This window comes from Streptomyces sp. SAI-170 (assembly GCF_049739565.1).
Classification (GTDB): Bacteria; Actinomycetota; Actinomycetes; order Streptomycetales; family Streptomycetaceae; genus Streptomyces.
The window spans coordinates 3,238,329-3,257,953 of record NZ_JBMGQD010000001.1 but is presented as its reverse complement, the minus strand read 5'-3'; the positions used below and the strand labels follow the sequence as shown (position 1 = coordinate 3,257,953).

Here is a 19,625-nt window from a genome sequence, read left to right as displayed (position 1 = left end):
AGTGCGCCATCAACGCGTCCAGCAGCCCTCCGGCCGGAGCGGCGGTCAACGAATCGGTGACCGCCGTCGAACTCGCCGGGATCACGAAGCGATTCCCCGGTGTCGTGGCCAACCACGACATCCACCTCACCGTCCGCAAGGGCACCGTGCACGCCCTCGTCGGCGAGAACGGCGCCGGCAAGTCGACCCTGATGAAGATCCTCTACGGCATGCAGAAACCGGACGAGGGCACCATCGCGATCGACGGCGAGCAGGTCAGCTTCTCGTCCCCGGCCGACGCCATCGCGCGTGGCATCGGCATGGTGCACCAGCACTTCATGCTCGCCGACAATCTGACGGTCCTCGAGAACGTCGTCCTCGGCAGCGAGAAGCTCTACGGCATCGGCGCCAAGGCCCGCCGCAAGATCAAGGAGATCTCCGACCGCTACGGCCTCGGCGTCCGGCCCGACCTCCTGGTCGAGGAGCTCGGCGTCGCCGCCCGGCAGCGCGTGGAGATCCTCAAGGTCCTCTACCGCGGCGCCACCACGCTGATCCTCGACGAGCCGACGGCCGTGCTGGTTCCGCAGGAGGTCGACGCGCTCTTCGACAACCTGCGCGAACTGAAGTCCGAGGGCCTGTCGGTCATCTTCATCTCCCACAAGCTGGGCGAGGTGCTGTCCGTCGCCGACGACATCACCGTCATCCGGCGCGGTACGACCGTGGGGACCGCCGTACCTTCCGAGACGACGCCGCGTCAGCTCGCCGAGATGATGGTCGGCAGCCAGCTGCCCACGCCGGAGACGGCCGAGTCGACCGTCACCGACCGTCCCGTCATCACGGTCGACAAGCTGCGCATGGCGGCCCCGGGTGGCAAGGCGCTGCTGGACGACATCACCTTCACCATCCACGCCGGTGAGGTGCTGGGCATCGCGGGTGTCGAGGGCAACGGCCAGACCGAGCTGGTCGACGCGCTGATCGGCCTGCGCAACGCCGACTCCGGCACGATCAGCCTCGCCGACGAGGAGATCACCGGCTGGGTCACCCGCAAGCGCCGCGAGCAGGGCATCGGCTACATCCCCGAGGACCGCCACCGCCACGGCCTGCTCCTGGAGGCCCCCCTCTGGGAGAACCGCATCCTGGGCCACGTCACCGAGAAGCCCAACGCCAAGGGCGTCTGGCTGGACCCGAAGGCGGCGCAGGAGGACACGCGGCGGATCGTGACGGAGTACGACGTCCGTACCCCGGGCATCGACGTCACCGCGGCCTCCCTGTCCGGCGGCAACCAGCAGAAGCTGATCGTCGGCCGCGAGATGAGCCACAAGCCGCGGTTCCTGATCGCCGCCCACCCCACCCGCGGTGTGGACGTCGGCGCGCAGGCCGCGATCTGGGACCACATCCGTGAGGCCCGCCGCGAGGGTCTGGCCGTGCTGCTGATCTCCGCCGACCTGGACGAGCTGATCGGCCTGTCCGACACGCTCCGGGTGATCTACAACGGCAAGCTGGTCGCGGACGCCGACCCGGCCACCGTCACCCCCGAGGAGCTCGGCTCGGCCATGACCGGTGCCGCCACCGGACACCTCGAGCACGAAGAGACGCCGGAAGCCCCCGAAGACGAGGCCCGCTGATGAAGAAGTTCGACAAGGAGCGCGTGCTCCTCGCGGTGGCCGGACCGGTCATCGCGCTCGCCGTGGCCTTCGCGCTCAGCGCGATCGTGCTGCTCGCCTCGGGCAAGAACCCGGTGGAGCCGTTCTCGATCATGTTCGAGCAGGCCGGGTTCTCCGACGTCCAGGTCAGGATCGTCAACCAGGCGTCGATGTACTACATCGCGGCGCTGGCGGTGGCCATCGGCTTCCGGATGAACCTGTTCAACATCGGTGTCGACGGCCAGTACCAGCTCGGCGCCATGCTCGCCGCCGTCGTCGGCGCGCACGCGAACCTGCCGGCCGTGCTGCAGATCCCGCTGCTGCTGCTGACCGCCATGATGACCGGCGCCTTCTGGTCCGGCATCGCCGGTGTCCTGAAGGTGACGCGAGGCGTCAGCGAGGTCGTCGCGACGATCATGCTCAACGCGATCGCCACCTCCGTCATCGCCTACCTGTGGCTGCCCGACGTCTTCGGCGTCAAGATCGGCAACAACAACACCACCGGCGAGATGCACGAGTCCGGCTGGGTGCCCGGCATCGACCTCGGCGAGTCCGGCGAGATCTACGGTCTCGTGGTCCTCGCCGCGCTGCTCGGCATCGGCTACTGGGTCGTCCTCAACCGCACCCGCTTCGGCTTCGACCTGCGCGCCTCCGGCGCCTCGGAGTCGGCCGCCGCGGCCAGCGGTGTCGACCCCAAGCGGATGACGCTGACCGCCATGCTGATCTCCGGCGCCGTCGCCGGTCTCGCGGGTCTGCCGATCCTCATGGGCGACGCCCACACGTACAACCTGAACTTCCCCACCGGCATCGGCTTCCTCGGCATCGGCATCGCCCTGCTCGGCCGCAACAGCCCGGTCGGCATCGCCTTCGCCGCCCTGCTGTGGGCCTGGCTCGACAAGGCCTCCCCGGAGCTGGACTTCCACGGCTACGACAAGGAGATCGCGGTCATCATGCAGGGCATCATCGTCCTCGCGGTGGTCGTCTCCTACGAGGCCGTCCGCGAGTGGGGCCTGCGCCGCCAGCAGCGCCGCGTGGGCGCCGAGCTCGCCGCCGGTCATGTCCTCGGGGCCACCAACAACGTGAACAAGGAGGTGGCGGGCCGATGACCACCGCGACCGACGTCAACCAGCCCACGCTGCAGCCCGCGGCGCCGGCCGGCCGCCGCATGTCGCTGCCGGTGCTGCTGCTCGTCATCGCCGGCGGCCTGGCGCTGACCTCGATCGTCCGCCTGATCACCGGCGCGGACGGCATCACCAACGTCAGCCAGATGTCCACCGCCCTCCAGCTCGCCGTGCCCATCGGCCTCGCCGGTCTCGGCGGTCTGTGGGCCGAGCGCGCGGGCGTCGTCAACATCGGTCTCGAGGGCATGATGATCCTCGGCACCTGGTTCGGCGCCTGGGCCGGCTTCCAGTGGGGCCCCTGGACCGGTGTCCTCGTCGGCATCATCGGCGGCTGCCTCGGCGGCCTGCTGCACGCCTTCGTCACCGTGACGTTCAACGTCAACCACATCGTCTCCGGTGTGGCGATCAACATCCTCGCCCTCGGCGCCACCCGCTACCTCGCCCCGCTGGCCTTCGAGGGCCACCAGGGCGGCTCGGCCAAGCAGTCCCCGCCGGTGGAGTCCCTCGGCCACTTCACGGTGCCGGGCCTGTCCGACGCGCTGCGGGACCTCAACGCCAAGGGCTGGTTCTTCCTCTCCGACATCGCCGGCCTGCTCGGCGGTCTGGTCACCAACGTCTCCTGGCTGACCCTGATCGCCGTCGCCCTGGTCCCCGCCACCTGGTGGATCCTGTGGCGGACCGCGTTCGGCCTGCGGCTGCGCTCCTGCGGCGAGAACCCGGTCGCGGCCGAGTCCCTCGGCGTGAACGTCTACAAGTACAAGTACCTCGCCGTGATCATCTCCGGCGGCCTCGCCGGTCTCGGCGGTGCCTTCCTGTCCATCGTGGCCAACCCCTTCTATCTGGAGGGCCAGGTCAGCGGCCGCGGCTTCATCGGCCTCGCCGCGATGATCTTCGGCAACTGGATGCCGGGCGGCCTCGCCCTCGGCGCCGGTCTGTTCGGCTACACCGACAGCCTCAACCTGCGCGGCGGCTCGGAGAACGTCCACGCCCTGCTGCTGCTCGGCGCGCTGCTGCTGATCATCGGCGCGATCTGGATGGCCGTACGCAAGAAGTACGTCCCGGCCGTGATCACCCTGGTGATCGGCGGTCTGGTCTTCGCCTGGTACGCGGGCACCAACGAGGTCCCGAACCAGGTCGTCTCCGCCACGCCGTACGTCATCACGCTGGTGGTCCTGGCCCTGTCGGCCCAGCGCCTGCGGATGCCGAAGGCGGACGGTCTGCCGTACCGGAAGGGACAGGGCAAGTGACCTTCGACTGGGACGCCCTGCGGGCGGTGGCGCGGGAAGCCATGTCCCACGCCTACGCGCCCTACTCGGGCTACCCGGTCGGGGTCGCGGCCCGCGTGGACGACGGCCGTACCGTCTCCGGCTGCAACGTCGAGAACGCCTCCTACGGGCTCGGCCTGTGCGCCGAGTGCGGGCTGGTGTCGGAGCTGCAGCGCACCGGGGGCGGCCGGCTGACCCACTTCACCTGTGTGGACGGCAAGGGCGAGATCCTCGTCCCGTGCGGCCGCTGCCGGCAGCTGCTGTACGAGTTCGGCGGGCCGGACCTGATCCTGGAGACACCGGCGGGCATCCTGCCGCTGTCTCAGATGCTGCCCCAGGCCTTCGGCCCGGACCATCTCACCAAGTAGTTCCCCGCGGCCCCTCTGAGAGCCCCTGCTCAGAGGGGCCGCCCCTTTCTCCAGCACTTTCTGCACCACTTTCTTCAGCACGTCGGAAGGAAAGCCATGGCCATGGACGCCATCTCCGTCATCCGCACCAAGCGGGACCGCGGTGAGCTCAGCGACGAGCAGATCGACTGGGTCATCGACGCGTACACCCGCGGCGAGGTCGCCGACGAGCAGATGTCCTCGCTCGCCATGGCGATCCTGCTCAACGGCATGAACCGGCGTGAGATCGCCCGCTGGACCGCCGCGATGATCGCGTCCGGCGAGCGCATGGACTTCTCCTCGCTGTCCCGCCCGACCGCCGACAAGCACTCCACCGGCGGTGTCGGCGACAAGATCACCCTGCCCCTGGCCCCGCTGGTCGCCGCGTGCGGCGCGGCCGTCCCGCAGCTGTCCGGCCGCGGCCTCGGCCACACCGGCGGCACCCTGGACAAGCTGGAGTCGATCCCCGGCTGGCGCGCGCTGCTGTCCAACGAGGAGATGCTGCACGTCCTCGACACGACCGGCGCGGTCATCTGCGCGGCGGGCGACGGCCTGGCCCCCGCCGACAAGAAGCTCTACGCGCTGCGCGACGTCACGGGCACGGTGGAGGCGATCCCGCTGATCGCCTCGTCCATCATGTCGAAGAAGATCGCGGAGGGTACGGGCTCCCTGGTCCTGGACGTCAAGGTCGGCTCGGGCGCCTTCATGAAGACCATCGAGGACGCCCGTGAGCTGGCCTCCACGATGGTCGGCCTCGGCACCGACCACGGCGTGAAGACGGTCGCCCTCCTGACCGACATGTCGACCCCGCTCGGCCTGACCGCGGGCAACGCCCTGGAGGTCCGCGAGTCGGTCGAGGTCCTCGCCGGCGGCGGCCCGGCGGACGTGGTCGAGCTGACGGTCGCCCTGGCCCGCGAGATGCTCGCGGCGGCCGGCATCCACGACGCCGACCCGGCCAAGGCCCTCGCCGACGGCTCCGCCATGGACGTCTGGCGCCGCATGATCGCCGCCCAGGGCGGTGACCCGGACGCCGAGCTGCCCACCTCGAAGGAGCAGCACATCATCAAGGCCCCGGCCTCCGGTGTCCTCACCCGCCTCGACGCCTACGACATCGGCGTCGCCGCCTGGCGCCTCGGCGCCGGCCGCGCCCGCAAGGAGGACCCGGTCCAGGCGGGCGCGGGCATCGAGATGCACGCCAAGCCCGGCGACGAGATCCGCGAGGGCCAGCCCCTGCTGACCCTCCACACCGACACCCCCGAGCGCTTCGAGTACGCCCTCCAGGCGGTGGAGGGCTCGTACGACATCGCAGCCCCGGGCACGGCGTTCACGGCGTCGCCCGTGGTGCTGGAACGTATCGCCTGACCTGCGGGTCTCCCTTTCGGGTGAACGGGATCGGTGGACCTCCGCCGGTCCCGTTCGGCATGAACCGGGGCATCACCCCAACACCGCCGCCACCCCCACCAGCACCGGCACCGACACCACCGTCGACAGCAACACGGCCTCCCGGGCCAGGACCTCGCCCACCCGGTACGTGCTCGCGTAGGTGAAGAGGTTCTGGGCGGCGGGCAGTGCGGCGGTGACGACCACGTCGAGGAGCGGGGCGCCGTGCAGGTCGAAGGCGCCTGCTGCCAGGAGCCAGGCGATCAGGGGCATGGCCACGGTCTTGAGGCCCACGGCGAGCAGGACGGGTTCTCTCTCGCCACCGCGGAGCGGTACGGCACTGCCCCGCAGGGCGATGCCGAAGGCCAGGAGGGCGGCGGGGACGGACATGTTGCCGAGGAGGGTCAGGGGGTCCAGCACCGGGGCCGGGACCGAGAGGCCTGCCGCCGACACCGCCACGCCGGAGAGGGAGCCCAGCGCGATCGGGTTGCGCAAGGGAGTGAGCAGGCGCTGCCACAGCGGGCGCTTCGAGCCGCCGCCCGTCGCCAGGTCCAGCACCGTCACCGCGACCGGCGTCACCCCGACCAGTTGGAACAGCAGCACGGGAGCCACCAGCGAGGCGTCCCCGAGGACGTACACCGCGATCGGGATGCCGAGGTTGCCGGAGTTGACGTACCCCGCCGCACAGCGCGCCGATCGTCGTACGGCCCACACCCCAGCCGCGTACGACCGCCACCGCCACGAACAGCGCGGCCACGGCCGCCGTGCTCAGGGCCGTCACCAGCAGGCGGGTGGAGAAGATCACCGACAGGTCGGCCTGGGCGAGGACGGTGAAGAGGAGGGCCGGCGTCGCCACGTGGAACGCCAGCTTGGTCAGGACCTCGCGGCCCTGGTCGCCGAGGTAGCCACGCCGGCCGATGGCATAGCCGACGGCGATCACCACCACGATCACCGCGAACCCGCTCAGTACCCCCCGCACGCCCTCAACCCTTGGCCAGAGCACACACCCCGGTCAATGTGATGCCGACGACGTCCGCGATGAGTTCCTGCCTCCCGCACGGTCTACCGCACGTGGACGCCATGACACCCGCTGTACTCGTGATCACAGGACCCGTCACCCGGGGCGAGGTGACGGGGTGGTGCGATGCCCTGCGGGAGCTGCTCGGGCCCGCCGGTGGCCGGCTCGTGGAGTGCGACGTGGCCGGGATCGGGCCGCCGGGGCTCGCGGCCGTCGACCTGCTGGCGCGTATGCAGCTCACCGCGCGCAGGTCGGGCGGCCGGATACGGCTGCGCGACCCCGCCCCCGAGCTACGCGCCCTGCTCGACCTCGTCGGACTCCGCTTCGATGTGGTCGGGCAGCCCGAACAGCGGGAACCACCGCTGGACGTCCAGGAAGCAGTGGAAACCGGTGATCCGGCCCTCTGAGACCTCCAGCACCTGGATCGCCCAGGGGGAGAAGCCGCCCTTCTCCGGGTCCGGCTTGTAGTGCGCGAACCCGGGCAGGCCGTTGACCTCGACCGGACGCAGCCGCGACCCGGCGCACCCGGCGCCGAGCGTCGTCATGAAGCCGGTGATGTCGGACGGGCCCAGCAGCCACAGGTCGAACGGCGGCATCGTCATGATGGCGTCCTCGTGCAGCAGCGCCGTCAGCGCCGTCATGTCGTAGCCCTCGAAGGCCGCGACATAGCGCTCCAGGAGCTTGCGCTGCTCCTCGTCCAGCGGGTTCGCCACCTCGGCGTCGGCCCCCGCCTCGGACCGCTCGGCGAGGGTGGCCCGGGCCCGCTGGAGCGCGCTGTTGACCGAGGCGACCGAGGTGTCCAGCAGCTCGGCGACCTCGCTCGCCTTCCACGCCAGCACCTCGCGCAGGATCAGCACCGCGCGCTGCTTGGGCGGCAGCTGCTGGAGCGCCGCCATGAACGCCAGCCGCACCGACTCCTTGGCCACGGCCGCCTCCGCCGGGTCGGCCGTGGTGGGCAGCACACGCGCGTCCGGCATCGGCTCCAGCCAGGTGTGGTCGGGGCGCGGGGACAGCGCCGCCTGCGCGAGCGGGGTGGCTTGCGTCAGGTCCATCGGCCTGGCGCGCTTGTTGCCCGCGGTCAGCATGTCCAGGCACACGTTCGTCGCGATCCGGTACAGCCAGGAGCGCAGACTGGACCGGCCCTCGAACTTGTCGTGGCTCCGCCAGGCACGTACCAGCGTGTCCTGGACCGCGTCCTCCGCCTCGAAGGAGGAGCCGAGCATGCGGTAGCAGTAGCCCGTCAGCTCGACGCGGTGCCGCTCCAGCTCGACGTCGAGATCTGTCGTCGTCGCGGTGTTGCTCATCGTCCACCCACCCCTGTGGCCGGTCCTGTGTCGTACGCCACAAGGACGCTACCGCAGGCCACTGACAATGGCCCGCCGTCCTGGAAAAGGGGCTGGTGGTGGGGGGTTCTGTGCGTTGCCGGGTGCGGGTGGTACGTGGCTGGTCGCGCAGTTCCCCGCGCCCCTTGAGGGACATGCGCTGTGCCTACTCAAGGGGCGCGGGGAACTGCGCGAGCAACCCACGACCGCCGGCACCCGGCAACGGACCGGACGACCCCCTACACCGCCCGCGCCGCCACCAGCGCCGCCCGCGTACCCGCGAGGGTGATCCCCACGACGCCCAGAACCGCGACCACACCGACCGCAACCGTTCCGCCCCAACCCCCTGCATGGAAGGCGACAGCGCCCACCGTGCTGCCGGCACTGGAGCCGACGTAATAGGCCGACTGATAGAGCGCGGACGCCTGTGCGCGACCCTTCGTCGCCGTCCTGCTCACCGCCGAGGACGCCACCGCGTGCCCCGCGAAGAAGCCGGCGGTGATCAGCACCAGCCCCAGCAGCACCGGCACCAGGGAGTCCGACAGGGAGAGCAGCAGCCCGGCCGCGGTGGTCCCGCCCGCCGCGTACAGGGCGCCACGGCGGCCCAGGCGGCCCACCAGGCGGCCGGCCGTCGAGGCGGACACCGTACCGACCAGGTACACGAGGAAGATCGAGCCGACGATGCCCTGGGGCAGGGAGAACGGCTCGTCGGTCAGCCGGTAGCCGATCACCGTGTACACGCCGCCGAACACCGTCATGAACAGCGCGCCGATCGCGTACAGCCGCCGCAGCAGCGGGTCGGCGAGGTGGCCGCGGACCGTGTCCAGCAGGACGCGGGGCCGCAGCGAGCCCGGCGTGAAGTGCCGGGGCGCGGGCAGCAGGAGGCGGAAGGCGATCGCGCAGGCGACCGCGAGTGCGCCGATCACACCGAGCGCGACCCGCCAGCCCCACTCCTGGGCCACCCAGCCGGTGATGACCCGGCCGCTCATCCCGCCGACGCTGTTGCCCGCGACGAACAGGCCGATCGCCGTGATCAGCGCCCGCGGCCGCACCTCCTCGGCGAGATACGCGGTCGCCGACGCCGGAAGCCCCGCCAGGGCCGCTCCCTGCACCGCGCGCAGCGCCACCAGGGCCGGCAGCGAGGGCGCGAGGGGGACGAGCACCGCCACGGTCACCGCGACGGCCAGGGACGCCGTCATGACCGTACGCCGCCCGAACCGCTCGGACAGGGCACTCATCGGAAGGACGAACACCGCCAGGCCACCGGTCGCGGCCGCCACCGTCCAGCTCGCCTCGCTCGCGCTGACCCGGAACTCGCCGGAGATCAGCGGCAGCAGCGCCTGGGTGGAGTACAGCAGGGCGAAGGTCGCGACACCGGCGAGGAAGAGCGCGAGGCTCATGCGCCGGTAGCCGGGCCCGCCCGGGGTCATACGGGAATCAGCAGAAGACTGGACGGGAGCGGAGGACGGAACGGCGCCCACGACGGTGGACGCCCCGGTATCGGCGGGATTCATGCCTAGAAGGTAAGGAGACCTTCACTCATCCGTCCAATGCATGGAATCGGCATAATCGTTCCCGTGATGCATCAGCAGAGGTCAGGGGAGTGGCTGTCACCGAGTGGTGACACAGAAGACATCGTCGCGCTGCTCGCGCCACGGCTCGCGTACTTCGCCGGGGTCGCCCGCACCGAACACGTCACCCGTGCCGCGCAGGAGATGAACGTCCCGCAGTCGACGCTGTCACGGGCGATGGTCCGCCTCGAACAGGACCTGGGCGTCGAGCTGTTCGCCCGGCGCGGCAGGACCGTGTCCCTCACGCCCGCCGGGCGCACCTTCCTCGGCTCCGTCGAGCGGGCCCTCGCCGAGATCGAGCGGGCCGCGGAGGAGGTGCGCGCCGACGCCGACCCGGCGACCGGCAAGGTGGCGTTCGGGTTCCTGCACACCATGGGCGCCGAGACCGTGCCCGGCCTGATCCACGCCTTCCGCGCCGACCACCCCAGGGTCCGCTTCAGCCTGGTGCAGAACTACGGCGAGGCCATGCTGGAGCGGCTGCGCGCGGGCGAGCTGGACCTGTGCCTGACCTCGCCGGTGCCGGACGCCCCCGACCTGGTGGGGCGCCGGCTCGACGAGCAGAAGCTGCGCCTCGTCGTGCCGGCCGAGCACCGGCTGGCCGGCCGCCGCCGCATCCGGCTCGCGGAGGCCGCCGAGGAGGCCTTCGTGACCCTGGAGCCCGGCTACGGCCTGCGCCGCATCACCGACGACCTCTGCAAGGAGGCCGGCTTCAGACCCCGGGTGGCCTTCGAGGGCGAGGAGGCCGAGACCCTGCGCGGCCTGGTCGCCGCCGGCCTGGGCGTCGCCCTGCTGCCGCCGCCCGCCGTCCCCCGCCCCGGCGTCGTCGAACTGACGGTGACCGCCCCGCGCGCGGCCCGCGAGATCGGCGTCGCCTGGCTGGAGGGCCGGCCGGACACGCCTCCGGTGGCCGCCTTCAAGAAGTTCCTGCTGTCGCGCCGGGGACGCCTGCTCCACGAGTGAGCCGCCCCCGCAGCAGCCGCCCGTGCCTCGGCGCCAGCAGCCACGTCAGCGCGAACAGACCGGTCAGCACGACCACGATCGACCCGCCCGCCGCCAGGTCGTAGGCGTACGACACGTAGAGCCCGGCCACGCTGCCCGCGCAGCCCAGCACCGAGGCGAGCAGGGTCATCGACCACAGCCGGTCGGTGAGCAGCCGGGCCGTCGCCGCGGGCGTGATGAGCAGTGCGAGCACCAGGACGTTGCCGACGGCCTCCAGGGACATCACGATCGTGGACGTCACCACCGCGTACAGCACCAGGTCCAGCCGGAACACCGGCAGCCCTGCCGCACGGGCGGTCTCCCGGTCCAGGCTCACCGTCACCAGCTCCCTGCGCAGGACCAGCACGACCGCGACGAGCACCGCCCCGATCCCGGCCACCGTCCACACGTCCGCCGCCGACACCGCGAGCACCTGCCCGAACAGGAACGACGACAGGTCGGTCGTCCAGCTGTCCCGCGTCGAGACGAGCACGATCCCCAGCCCGAACGCGAACGCGAAGAACACCCCGATGACGGTGTCCTCCTTCAGCCGCCGGTTCTGCGACACGAACGCGATCAGCACCGAGGTGACGAGCCCGGCGGCCGCCCCGCCCAGCAGCAGGTTGCCCTGGAAGGTGTAGGCGAGGGCCACGCCCGGGAACGCCGAGTGCGCCACCGCGTCCCCGATGAACGCCATCCCGCGCAGCACGACGTACACCCCGACCACCCCGCACACCAGCCCCACCACCGCGGCGACCGCGAACGCCCGCTGCATGAACGGCAGTTCCCAGGGCTCCAGCAGAAAGCCGATCACGCGGACACCCCTCCCATCGCCCGGTCCAGACCGAAGGCCCGCAGCATCCGCTCCGGGTCGGCCAGCACCTCCGGGCCGCCCTCGGCGACCACCGTCCGGTTCAGCAGCACCACCCGCTGACAGGTGCGCGCGGCCGCCGCCAGGTCGTGGGTCGTCATCAGCAGCGCCTTGCCCTCCTCGGCGGTCAGCCGGCCGAAGAGCTCGTTGAGCAGATCCTGCGTGGGTACGTCGACCCCGGTGAACGGCTCGTCCAGCAGGAGCAGTTCGGGCTCGGCGGCCAGGGCGCGCGCCACCAGGACGCGCTGCCGCTGGCCGCCGGAGAGCTCACCGACGGGCCGTCGCCGCAGTGCGGCGAGTCCGGTGAGCTCCAGCGCGCGCCCGGCGGCCGCCCGGTCGGCCGGGCGAGGCCGGCGCAGCCGCCCCATCGCCCGGGTCCGCCCGGTCAGCACCGCGCCCGCGACATCGATGGGGAAGTCCCAGGCGAACTCGTGCCGCTGCGGCACATAGCCGACCGCGCCCCGCGTCTCGACCCGGCCGGTGCAGGGCAGCAGGCCCAGCACCGCCCGCAGCAGGGTCGTCTTCCCGGCGCCGTTCGGCCCGATCAGCCCGACCAGCTCCCCGGCCCCTACCTGGAGCGACACGTCGTGCAGGGCCTGCCGCCCGCCCAGCACCACCCCGGCCCCCTCGACCGACACCAGCACGCTCATGTCGTACGGCCCCTCCGTCGCCGTACGCCCCACACGGCCGCACCACCGGCGAGCGCGAGCCCGCCCGCGACGGCGGCCACCCGCACGGGGTCCCCGGCGCCGGTGTGCGCCATGGAGCCGCCGGAGCCGGAGTCACCTGAGCCCGACCCCGAGCCGCCTGTGTCCGAGCCGGCGCCGCCCGCGGAAGGAGACGCAGGAGACGCAGGAGACGCAGAGGGATCCGCGCCGCCGCCCCCCACATCCGCCTTCCCGTCCCCCACCACGAACGTCACCGGCACCGTGTCCGACACCGCCCGCCCGTTCGCCAGCGTGCCGCTCATCCGGAACGTCAGCCGGTAGGTGCCCTCCTTCGTGAACGCCCAGCCGCCGTGCGCATGCGAGTTGGCGGGCACATCGAAGGAGTCGGGCACGCCGTCCTTGCTGTTGAACAGCACGGTCGCGCCGGACATGGCGTCGTAGGTGTACAGCGCGACCGAGCCCGGCCCGTCCGCGCCGGCCAGCGTGAACTCGACCCCGCCCCGCAGCGCCCCCGCGGCCACGTGGTCCGTGGACCAGCCGGGCCACAACAGCCCTTCCTGCTGCACCTGGTCGAGCAGCCACACCGGGTCGCCCGCCTTGCCGAGGAAGGAGAACTGACCGCCCGCCGGAAGGGTGTTGCGGGCCCCCGGCTTCACCCGCAGCTCCAGGGCCGACGGCTCGCGCCACACGGTCCGCCCGGGCACGGTGCCGTCCTTGACGTGCAGCTGAAGGGCGCCGTCGAGCACCCGGGCGGCGAAGTCGATGTGCCCCTCGCCGAGGACCACGCGCTCGGTCCGTACGTCGTCCTCGGCCACCGCCGCTGCTGGAGCCGCCGCCTGGGCGAGCGTCCGCGGGGCCGCGGGGGAGGGGGCGGCGGAGGACGCCCGCTCAGGAGGCTCCTTCCCGGGGGCGGAGGGCGACGGCCCAGCGGCCCCGGCCTCCTCCTCGCCGACCCGGACCGTGTACACGGTCCCCGTCGACAGCTCCCGTCCGTCGGCCGAAGTGGCAGCGGCGGTGAAGATCAGCCGGTAGGTGCCGGGCTCGCTGAACTCCCAGTCCGCCTGCGCCCGTTCACCGACCGGCACGTCCACCACGTCCGGCACGTCGTCCCCGCTGTCGAACAGCGGTCCGTCCGCCCCGCGCACCCGCACCTCGCCCGGCCCGTCGACCCCGTCCAGCCCCCAGCGCACGGTGTCGCCGACGAGCGCGCCGGCCGGCACACCGGTGGTGTCCCAGCCGGGCGCGGAGCCGTCCTCCGAGGCCTCGATCACCGGAGGGGCCGCCGTCCCGGCGTCGAGCGTCAACGCCCCGTCCGCGTAGGCGATACGACCCATGCCGAGGCCGTCCTCGTCCGAGGCCGCGGCGGGACCGCCCCCGGCCGTCCCCGCCGCGGCCGCCACCAGCGCGGCCAGCGCCCCTGCTCGTGCCGCCCTCATCAGGCATCCCTCCCCAGGCACTTCGCGAGCTCGCGCGCGTTGTGCCGCATCATCGATACGTAGTCGTGGACCCGGTCGTCGAAGGAGTCGCCGTAGAGCGTGCAGACCCCGACGCCCTCGTCCTCCGCGACCCGCTTCAGCACATCCGCGCGGGCCGCCAGATTGGGCTCCAGGAACACCGACGGGATGCGCTTGTCCCGGATGGTGGCGCCCAGTTGCCGCACCTCGGCGGCGCTCGGCTCCTGTCCCGGCACGGGCACGACGAAGCCGGCGACCTCCATGCCGTACGCGTCGGCGAGATAGCCGAACGCGTCGTGCGTGGTGATCAGCTTGCGGTGGGCGGCGGGGATCGCCGCGAGCGTGCGGGCGACCTCCTGGTCCAGCGCGTCGAGCGTCTTCAGATACGCCTTCGCGTTCCGGGCGTACGTCGCCCTGCCCGCCGGGTCGGCCTTGGTCAACTCGGCCTGGATGCACCGCACATACGCCTGCGCGTTGGCGACGTCCTCCCAGGCGTGCGGATCCAGGTCGCCGTGCACATGCTGGCCGACGACGGCCTGCGGCAGCACCCACACCGGCTTGCCGGGCGCGCCGAGGAACCGGTACGGCGCCTCCTTCGGCACGGACTTCCGCGCCCGGTCGGGCACGTTCAGCACCACGTCCCCGGGCGCGAGCCGACGCCGCTCCCCGCTGCCGGTCGCCTCGCCCCGCACGTACACCTCGCCGCTCGCCGCGTCCAGCGCCAGGTCGGCGTGCCCGCCGTCGAGGACCTCGGCGCCCCTGGGCGCCTCGGCCGCGTCGCCGACGGTGAACGTGAAGGTGCCGCTGCCGATGTCCGCGCCGCCTCCGCCGAGCGTCTCGGTACGGCCGGACACGGTCAGCCGGTAGGTACCCGGCTCGCTGAACGCCCAGTTGACGTGCGTGTGCGCCTCGGGCGGCAGGGTGAAGGAGTCCCGTGCGTCGAGCCCGTCGGCGGAGTCGACGTACACCTTCGGCCGCCCCAGCGTGTCGGTGAGGTACACGCGCAGCTCACCGGGCCCCTCCAGCTTCGTGGCGGTCGTACGGACCTGGGAGCCCTCCCCGGCGACCTCGCCCTCCACGGCCCAGCCGAGCCACAGCACGTCGAGCCCTAGGTCCTCCTCCAGCTCGACGACCGTGCCGCCGTATTCCTCCAGCCGCTCGGCGATCTCGATCTTTGGCGCCGACCTCGGCGCGTTCGTACGGACCATCTTCATGATCCCGGGCTCCTCCAGCAGCAGCCCGTTGCCGAAGACGATGTCCGCCCGCGCGACCTTCGCCGCGTCCCCGGGACTCGGCTCGTAGGAGTGCGGGTCGCCGTGGTGCGGCACGATCGAGGTGACGTCCACCCGGTCACCACCGACCTGGCGCACCAGGTCCGCGAGGATCGCGGTGGTCGTCGACACCGTCAACTCCGCGTCTCCGGAGCCCTCTCGCCCGGCCCCGCATCCGCTCACCAGCACCGCTCCGGCCAGCGCCCCGGCGAGCGCCGCCCGCCTCTTCCCGCCGCTCATGAGGCCCTACGCCGCTGTCGACGCCGGACGCTGAACACCGCGGCCCCGCCGAGCAGCAGCGCGGCGACCGCCGTCCCGGCGAGCGGCGCGGCCCCCGAACCGGTGGTGGCCAGACTGCCGTTCACGGGGGCCCCACCGCTGCCGTACGACGGTGCAGGGACCCCTGTCGTAGACCCGGAGGGCGCCTCCGGGACCGATGGACTCGCGGCCGGCTCGCTCGACGAGGCGGAAGGCGTGGCAGAGGGCGTGGGCGTGGTCGAGGTCGCGGGAGTCGTCGTAGGAGTGGCCGAGGGCTCGGACCCCTCTCCGGGCCGCACGCCGCCCGGGTCCACGTCGTCCCCGACGACCCAGGCCAGCGTCTCGGTGTCGCCGACCCGTGTGCCGTCGGCGAGGGTCGCGGTCCAGGACCAGGTGGTGCGGTAGACGCCCTCGGCGGTGAACGCCCAGTAGGTGTGCCGGTGGGTGTCCGCGGCGATGGTCATGGCGTCGGGCAGTCCGTCACCGCTGTTGATCTGCACCTCCGTGCCGCCCAGCGCGCCGTCGCTGAACAGCGCGACGTTCCCGGGCCCCCGCACGGAGTCGAGCCGGTAGGTGAACCTGCCGTCGATCTCGTCCTTGTCCCACTCCGTGGTGGACCAGCCGGGCCACACGATGTCCGGGTGCTGGCTCATCGGCAGCCACCACACGGGGTCGCCGGGCGTGCCGAGGAAGTCGTAGCCCTGCGGGATCTTCCGCCGCGCGACGGGCGTCACATGGAGGACGACCTCGTCCGGCTCGTACCACTCGTGGTCGTCCGGGGTGCCCTCCTTCACCTGGAACTCCAGATCACCGTCCGACTTGCGGGCGGCCAGGTCGAGATGGCCCTTGCTGATGACATGAGCCGCCGGCGCGGTGCCGGTCGGACCACCGGAACCGGTGGGCGTGCCGGGAGTTCCGGGGCTTCCCGTGGGCGTGGCCCCGTCGCCGGGCAGGACGTCGGCCGGGTCGACGTCGTCACCGACGACCACGGCGAGCGTCTCGGTGTCGGAGGCGCCGGCACCACCGGTCACGGTGAAGGTCAGCCGGTAGACGCCCTCGGCCGCGAACAGCCAGGTGGGCGTGCGTCGCTGCGTATCCGCGTCGAGGGTGAACGCGCGCGGCGCCGGGTCGGCGCTGCCGAGGTACACCCGCGGCGGCTCGTCGGCGTTCTCCATCTCCGCGGTGAAGTCCGCCATGCCGAAGACGCTCGGCCCCGCGAAGGCGGACAGCCGTACCTCGGTGGCGCCACCGGCGCGGGCGCCGGTCCAGCCGGGTTCCAGCGCGAACAGGCCGGCCGACTGCTGCCCGTTCAGCTGCCAGAGATCCTGGCTGACCAGCCCGAAGGCCTCGGCCAGCGGGGACGGGGTGTGCTGCCGTGTGGCCGGCGGGACATGCAGGACGACCTCGGAGGGCGCGCGTTCGACGGGAGTGCCGCCGGTGCGGTCGTCGATGCGCAGCCGAAGCCTTCCGTCGACGACCCGGGGGGCGAGGTCGGTCTCGCCCTCGTCGAGCACGACGGCACCGCCGCCGGCGGCGCGGGCATCCCCGCTGCCGCCGGCGACGACCAGCCCTGCCGCGCCGAGGAGCACCGCGGTCGCCGTGGTGAGAGCGGCTGCCGTGAGGGCGCGCCCACCGCGCGTCAGGGCCGCCGTCACGAGCTGACGACCACGGTGTAGGTCGCGGTCGCGGACTTGGCGACACCGCCGACCGTGCCCTGGACACGGAAGGTCAGCTTGTAGGTGCCGGGCTCCTCGAAGGCCCAGTTGGCGTGGTTGTGCGTGGCGACACCGAAGGACTTCGACTTGTACGAGGTCGTCGCCGGGTTGCTGTCGTACCAGCGGCTCCCGGCGCCGGTGTAGACGCTGAAGTCGTCGGTCGAGCCGCCGTTGCGGGTGGCGCCGGTGAGGGTGTAGGTGACGGCGTCGCCCCCGAAGACGCCGGTGGTGAGGTGCTCGGTGGAGATGCCGGGGAACAGCACGCCGCGGCTGTCGGCGACGACCTCGTCGTCGGGCAGCAGCCAGACCTGGCTGCCGGTGCCGAGGAAGCCGTAGCCGGGGTTGGCGACCTTCGCGGCGGCCGGCACGGACAGCGACACGTCGGCCGGCGCGTACTCGACGCCCGCTTCCTCGTCGTGGACGTGCAGCTGCAGGTTGACGCCGTCCCACTCCGCGTCGAGGACGTCGACGTGGCCGGAGGACAGGGTGGTGGCGGCGAAGGCCGAGGAGTTGAGACCGGCGGCGGCGAGCGCCGCGGCGGCGACACCGGTGACGGTGAGCAGACGGTTGCGGGTACGCAAAAGAGACCCCCCTGGATCATGGACATGCCCGCCATGGGCATGCCGAGACGATAATCATTTTCATCAAAGGGGCGCAAGGGGGTAGCTCACCAGGGGAGAGCTGGATCAGTGGCGCCGCAACGAGCGGCCGAACCCGGAAGCCAGCGGCATCCGCAGCCCCAACGGCGGCGGCGCGGCCAGCGCGTCCTCCACTGGACGCGAGAAGGCATGCCCGAACAGGGAGCCCATCACGAAGTCCTCGGCGAGGGCGAGCACTTCACTTCGGTGCTGCTGCAAGGCGTGTCTGTCGGAGTGGACTTCGAAGCGGCACACATCGCGGTTGGACTTCTTCGCCCGCGCCGCAAGCCGGAAGGACAGCTCCGGATCGGTCCGCTCGTCGTTCGTGCCGTGCACGATCAGCACCCGCCGCCCCGCGAGCTGCTTCACCGGTTCGGGCGGCGCCGCCATGTCCTCCTCGGGCAGCCAAGGGGCGATCGCCAGCACGGAGTTGACGGCTTCATGGCCGCCCGCGTGCAGCGCCGCGCGCCCGCCCATGTCGAGGCCGGCCAGACAGACGGGCACATCGCCGTAGCGTCGTACGACTTCGTCGGCGGCCCAGGCGGCGTCGCGCGCGAGATGGGCCTCGCTGCCGTTCCAGCCCCGGAAGCGGTAGTGCACCACATGCGTGACCAGCCCGTCCGCCCGGCCCGCACGGGCCAGCTGCCGCCCCAACGCCCTTACGGACGCGGTGGCGAGCCAGGACGAGGGCCGCCGGGCGGACTGTTCCTCACCTGCCGGGAGCAGCAGCACGACCCCGCTCACCGCCGTGGGCTCCGGCCCGAAACCCCGCCCCAGTCGGGCCTCACGAACCGACGTCGCTTCCTGTGCCATGGCAGAACAGTCTCAGAAGCCCGGGTGTACGCCACCCGTCCGTGCGGTCACCGTTACGTATCGGCCGGAGCCGTACACCGCGCCGTCTACGCGCGTAGGCGTTACAGTGCGAAAATGACGAGCCAGACTGACCGGATGAGGACCGCCCCGAGCCCGGACCAGATCCGCCGGGCACCCAAGGTTCTGCTGCACGACCACCTCGACGGCGGGCTGCGCCCCGGCACGATCGTCGAACTGGCCCAGGAACAGGGCTACTCCGCCCTCCCCGAGACCGACCCGGCCAAGCTCGGCCTCTGGTTCCGCGAGGCCGCCGACTCCGGGTCCCTCGAACGCTACCTGGAGACCTTCTCCCACACCGTAGGCGTCATGCAGACCCGCGACGCCCTGGTGCGGGTCGCCCGCGAGTGCGCCGAGGACCTCGCCGAGGACGGCGTCGTCTACGCCGAGGTGCGCTACGCCCCCGAACAGCACCTGGAGGGCGGCCTCACCCTCGAAGAGGTGGTCGAGGCGGTCAACGAGGGCTTCCGCCAGGGCGAACGCAGCGCCCGTGAGAACGGCCACCGCATCCGCATCGGCGCCCTCCTGACCGCCATGCGGCACGCCGCCCGCGCCCTGGAGATCGCCGAACTCGCCAACCGCCACCGCGACCTCGGCGTCGTCGGCTTCGACATCGCCGGCGCCGAGGCCGGCTACCCGCCCACCCGGCACCTCGACGCCTTCGAGTACCTCAAGCGCGAGAACAACCACTTCACCATCCACGCCGGTGAAGCCTTCGGACTGCCCTCCATCTGGCAGGCCCTGCAGTGGTGCGGCGCCGACCGGCTCGGCCACGGGGTGCGCATCATCGACGACATCGAGGTCAAGGACGACGGCAGCATCCACCTCGGCCGCCTCGCCTCCTACGTCCGCGACAAGCGCATCCCCCTGGAGCTGTGCCCCAGCTCCAACCTCCAGACCGGCGCCGCCACCTCCTACGCCGAGCACCCCATCGGGCTGCTGCGCCGGCTGCACTTCCGGGCCACGGTCAACACCGACAACAGGCTGATGTCCGGCACCAGCATGAGCCGGGAATTCGAGCATCTCGTCGAAGCATTCGGTTACACGCTCGACGACATGCAGTGGTTCTCCGTCAATGCGATGAAATCAGCGTTCATTCCTTTCGATGAACGACTCGCGATGATCAATGACGTGATCAAGCCCGGCTACGCCGAGCTCAAGTCCGAATGGCTGTTCCAGCAGACCGCCGCGACCAGCGACTCTACGGACTGACAGGG

At 71.9% G+C, this 19,625-nt stretch carries 17 protein-coding genes and 1 pseudogene; 8 read left to right on the top strand and 10 right to left on the bottom strand.

The genetic code is table 11. The annotated features are described in order from the left end of the window. The first annotated feature begins 56 nt into the window (after positions 1 to 56). From RKD23_RS14370 to RKD23_RS14350, 5 genes are all read left to right on the top strand, one after another. Positions 57 to 1,604, top strand: coding sequence for an ABC transporter ATP-binding protein (locus RKD23_RS14370; RefSeq protein ID WP_424854045.1), 1,548 nt, complete (start codon positions 57 to 59; stop codon positions 1,602 to 1,604). After that, positions 1,604 to 2,728, top strand: a complete 1,125-nt coding sequence (locus tag RKD23_RS14365) for an ABC transporter permease (protein WP_424854044.1) — start codon at positions 1,604 to 1,606, stop codon at positions 2,726 to 2,728. The genes RKD23_RS14370 and RKD23_RS14365 overlap by 1 nt, the downstream gene beginning before the upstream one ends. Beyond that, positions 2,725 to 3,990, top strand: a complete 1,266-nt coding sequence (locus RKD23_RS14360; protein WP_424854043.1) for an ABC transporter permease — start codon at positions 2,725 to 2,727, stop codon at positions 3,988 to 3,990. The genes RKD23_RS14365 and RKD23_RS14360 overlap by 4 nt, the downstream gene beginning before the upstream one ends. Further along, positions 3,987 to 4,376 carry a cytidine deaminase gene (locus RKD23_RS14355; protein WP_404042622.1) on the top strand — a complete coding sequence of 130 codons (390 nt, stop codon included), beginning with the start codon at positions 3,987 to 3,989 and terminating at the stop codon, positions 4,374 to 4,376. The genes RKD23_RS14360 and RKD23_RS14355 overlap by 4 nt, the downstream gene beginning before the upstream one ends. Before the next feature lie 96 nt (positions 4,377 to 4,472). Then, positions 4,473 to 5,756, top strand: a complete 1,284-nt coding sequence (locus tag RKD23_RS14350; protein WP_424854042.1) for a thymidine phosphorylase — start codon at positions 4,473 to 4,475, stop codon at positions 5,754 to 5,756. A gap of 72 nt (positions 5,757 to 5,828) precedes the next feature. Here RKD23_RS14350 and RKD23_RS14345 read toward each other — a convergent pair. Beyond that, a pseudogene (locus tag RKD23_RS14345) lies at positions 5,829 to 6,753 on the bottom strand (AEC family transporter). A gap of 59 nt (positions 6,754 to 6,812) precedes the next feature. Between RKD23_RS14345 and RKD23_RS14340 the strand changes: the two are divergent. Next, the gene (locus tag RKD23_RS14340; protein WP_424858234.1) at positions 6,813 to 7,199 is read left to right on the top strand and encodes an STAS domain-containing protein; all 387 of its coding nucleotides are present in this window, start codon (positions 6,813 to 6,815) and stop codon (positions 7,197 to 7,199) included. On the opposite strand, the gene RKD23_RS14335 is transcribed toward RKD23_RS14340, so the two are convergent. Continuing rightward, positions 7,083 to 8,096 carry a sigma-70 family RNA polymerase sigma factor gene (locus tag RKD23_RS14335; RefSeq protein ID WP_424854041.1) on the bottom strand — a complete coding sequence of 338 codons (1,014 nt, stop codon included), beginning with the start codon at positions 8,094 to 8,096 and terminating at the stop codon, positions 7,083 to 7,085. The two genes, RKD23_RS14340 and RKD23_RS14335, sit on opposite strands and share 117 nt — an antisense overlap. A 257-nt stretch (positions 8,097 to 8,353) precedes the next feature. Next, positions 8,354 to 9,628, bottom strand: coding sequence for an MFS transporter (locus RKD23_RS14330; RefSeq protein ID WP_424854040.1), 1,275 nt, complete (start codon positions 9,626 to 9,628; stop codon positions 8,354 to 8,356). A 63-nt stretch (positions 9,629 to 9,691) separates the two neighbouring features. Here RKD23_RS14330 and RKD23_RS14325 point away from each other — a divergent pair, with 63 nt between their 5' ends. Then, positions 9,692 to 10,645, top strand: a complete 954-nt coding sequence (locus tag RKD23_RS14325; RefSeq protein WP_424854039.1) for a LysR family transcriptional regulator — start codon at positions 9,692 to 9,694, stop codon at positions 10,643 to 10,645. Here the strand turns inward: RKD23_RS14325 and RKD23_RS14320 are convergent. The 7 genes from RKD23_RS14320 to RKD23_RS14290 all read right to left on the bottom strand — a co-directional run bounded on the left by RKD23_RS14320 (position 10,599) and on the right by RKD23_RS14290 (position 18,351). Next, positions 10,599 to 11,477: an anchored repeat-type ABC transporter permease subunit gene (locus RKD23_RS14320; protein ID WP_424854038.1), complete on the bottom strand. Its 879-nt coding sequence runs from the start codon at positions 11,475 to 11,477 to the stop codon at positions 10,599 to 10,601. The two genes, RKD23_RS14325 and RKD23_RS14320, sit on opposite strands and share 47 nt — an antisense overlap. After that, positions 11,474 to 12,184 carry an anchored repeat-type ABC transporter ATP-binding subunit gene (locus tag RKD23_RS14315; RefSeq protein ID WP_424854037.1) on the bottom strand — a complete coding sequence of 237 codons (711 nt, stop codon included), beginning with the start codon at positions 12,182 to 12,184 and terminating at the stop codon, positions 11,474 to 11,476. The genes RKD23_RS14320 and RKD23_RS14315 overlap by 4 nt, the downstream gene beginning before the upstream one ends. Then, positions 12,181 to 13,638: a TIGR03773 family transporter-associated surface protein gene (locus RKD23_RS14310; protein WP_424854036.1), complete on the bottom strand. Its 1,458-nt coding sequence runs from the start codon at positions 13,636 to 13,638 to the stop codon at positions 12,181 to 12,183. Before RKD23_RS14310 ends, RKD23_RS14315 begins: the two co-directional genes overlap by 4 nt. Continuing rightward, positions 13,638 to 15,167 carry an anchored repeat ABC transporter, substrate-binding protein gene (locus RKD23_RS14305; RefSeq protein WP_424854035.1) on the bottom strand — a complete coding sequence of 510 codons (1,530 nt, stop codon included), beginning with the start codon at positions 15,165 to 15,167 and terminating at the stop codon, positions 13,638 to 13,640. Before RKD23_RS14305 ends, RKD23_RS14310 begins: the two co-directional genes overlap by 1 nt. Then, the gene (locus tag RKD23_RS14300) at positions 15,164 to 16,840 is read right to left on the bottom strand and encodes a choice-of-anchor M domain-containing protein (RefSeq protein ID WP_424854034.1); all 1,677 of its coding nucleotides are present in this window, start codon (positions 16,838 to 16,840) and stop codon (positions 15,164 to 15,166) included. Before RKD23_RS14300 ends, RKD23_RS14305 begins: the two co-directional genes overlap by 4 nt. Then, entirely contained in the window at positions 16,837 to 17,481 is a 645-nt protein-coding gene (locus tag RKD23_RS14295; protein ID WP_424854033.1) for a choice-of-anchor M domain-containing protein, read from the bottom strand. Before RKD23_RS14295 ends, RKD23_RS14300 begins: the two co-directional genes overlap by 4 nt. A gap of 105 nt (positions 17,482 to 17,586) precedes the next feature. Beyond that, positions 17,587 to 18,351: an alpha/beta hydrolase family protein gene (locus RKD23_RS14290; RefSeq protein WP_424854032.1), complete on the bottom strand. Its 765-nt coding sequence runs from the start codon at positions 18,349 to 18,351 to the stop codon at positions 17,587 to 17,589. A 114-nt stretch (positions 18,352 to 18,465) separates the two neighbouring features. Here RKD23_RS14290 and RKD23_RS14285 point away from each other — a divergent pair, with 114 nt between their 5' ends. Then, positions 18,466 to 19,620, top strand: a complete 1,155-nt coding sequence (locus tag RKD23_RS14285) for an adenosine deaminase (protein WP_424854031.1) — start codon at positions 18,466 to 18,468, stop codon at positions 19,618 to 19,620. Positions 19,621 to 19,625 lie beyond the last annotated feature (5 nt).

What these genes read in the sequence shown, in the direction of transcription:
- RKD23_RS14365 (WP_424854044.1), top strand. Translation starts at nt 1,604, where the DNA reads ATGAAGAAGTTCGACAAGGAGCGCGTGCTCCTCGCGGTGGCCGGACCG.
- RKD23_RS14360 (WP_424854043.1), top strand. Translation starts at nt 2,725, where the DNA reads ATGACCACCGCGACCGACGTCAACCAGCCCACGCTGCAGCCCGCGGCG.
- RKD23_RS14350 (WP_424854042.1), top strand. Translation starts at nt 4,473, where the DNA reads ATGGCCATGGACGCCATCTCCGTCATCCGCACCAAGCGGGACCGCGGT.
- RKD23_RS14340 (WP_424858234.1), top strand. Translation starts at nt 6,813, where the DNA reads ATGAGTTCCTGCCTCCCGCACGGTCTACCGCACGTGGACGCCATGACA.
- RKD23_RS14335 (WP_424854041.1), bottom strand. Translation starts at nt 8,096, where the DNA reads ATGAGCAACACCGCGACGACGACAGATCTCGACGTCGAGCTGGAGCGG.
- RKD23_RS14330 (WP_424854040.1), bottom strand. Translation starts at nt 9,628, where the DNA reads ATGAATCCCGCCGATACCGGGGCGTCCACCGTCGTGGGCGCCGTTCCG.
- RKD23_RS14315 (WP_424854037.1), bottom strand. Translation starts at nt 12,184, where the DNA reads ATGAGCGTGCTGGTGTCGGTCGAGGGGGCCGGGGTGGTGCTGGGCGGG.
- RKD23_RS14310 (WP_424854036.1), bottom strand. Translation starts at nt 13,638, where the DNA reads ATGAGGGCGGCACGAGCAGGGGCGCTGGCCGCGCTGGTGGCGGCCGCG.
- RKD23_RS14305 (WP_424854035.1), bottom strand. Translation starts at nt 15,167, where the DNA reads ATGAGCGGCGGGAAGAGGCGGGCGGCGCTCGCCGGGGCGCTGGCCGGA.
- RKD23_RS14290 (WP_424854032.1), bottom strand. Translation starts at nt 18,351, where the DNA reads ATGGCACAGGAAGCGACGTCGGTTCGTGAGGCCCGACTGGGGCGGGGT.
- RKD23_RS14285 (WP_424854031.1), top strand. Translation starts at nt 18,466, where the DNA reads ATGACGAGCCAGACTGACCGGATGAGGACCGCCCCGAGCCCGGACCAG.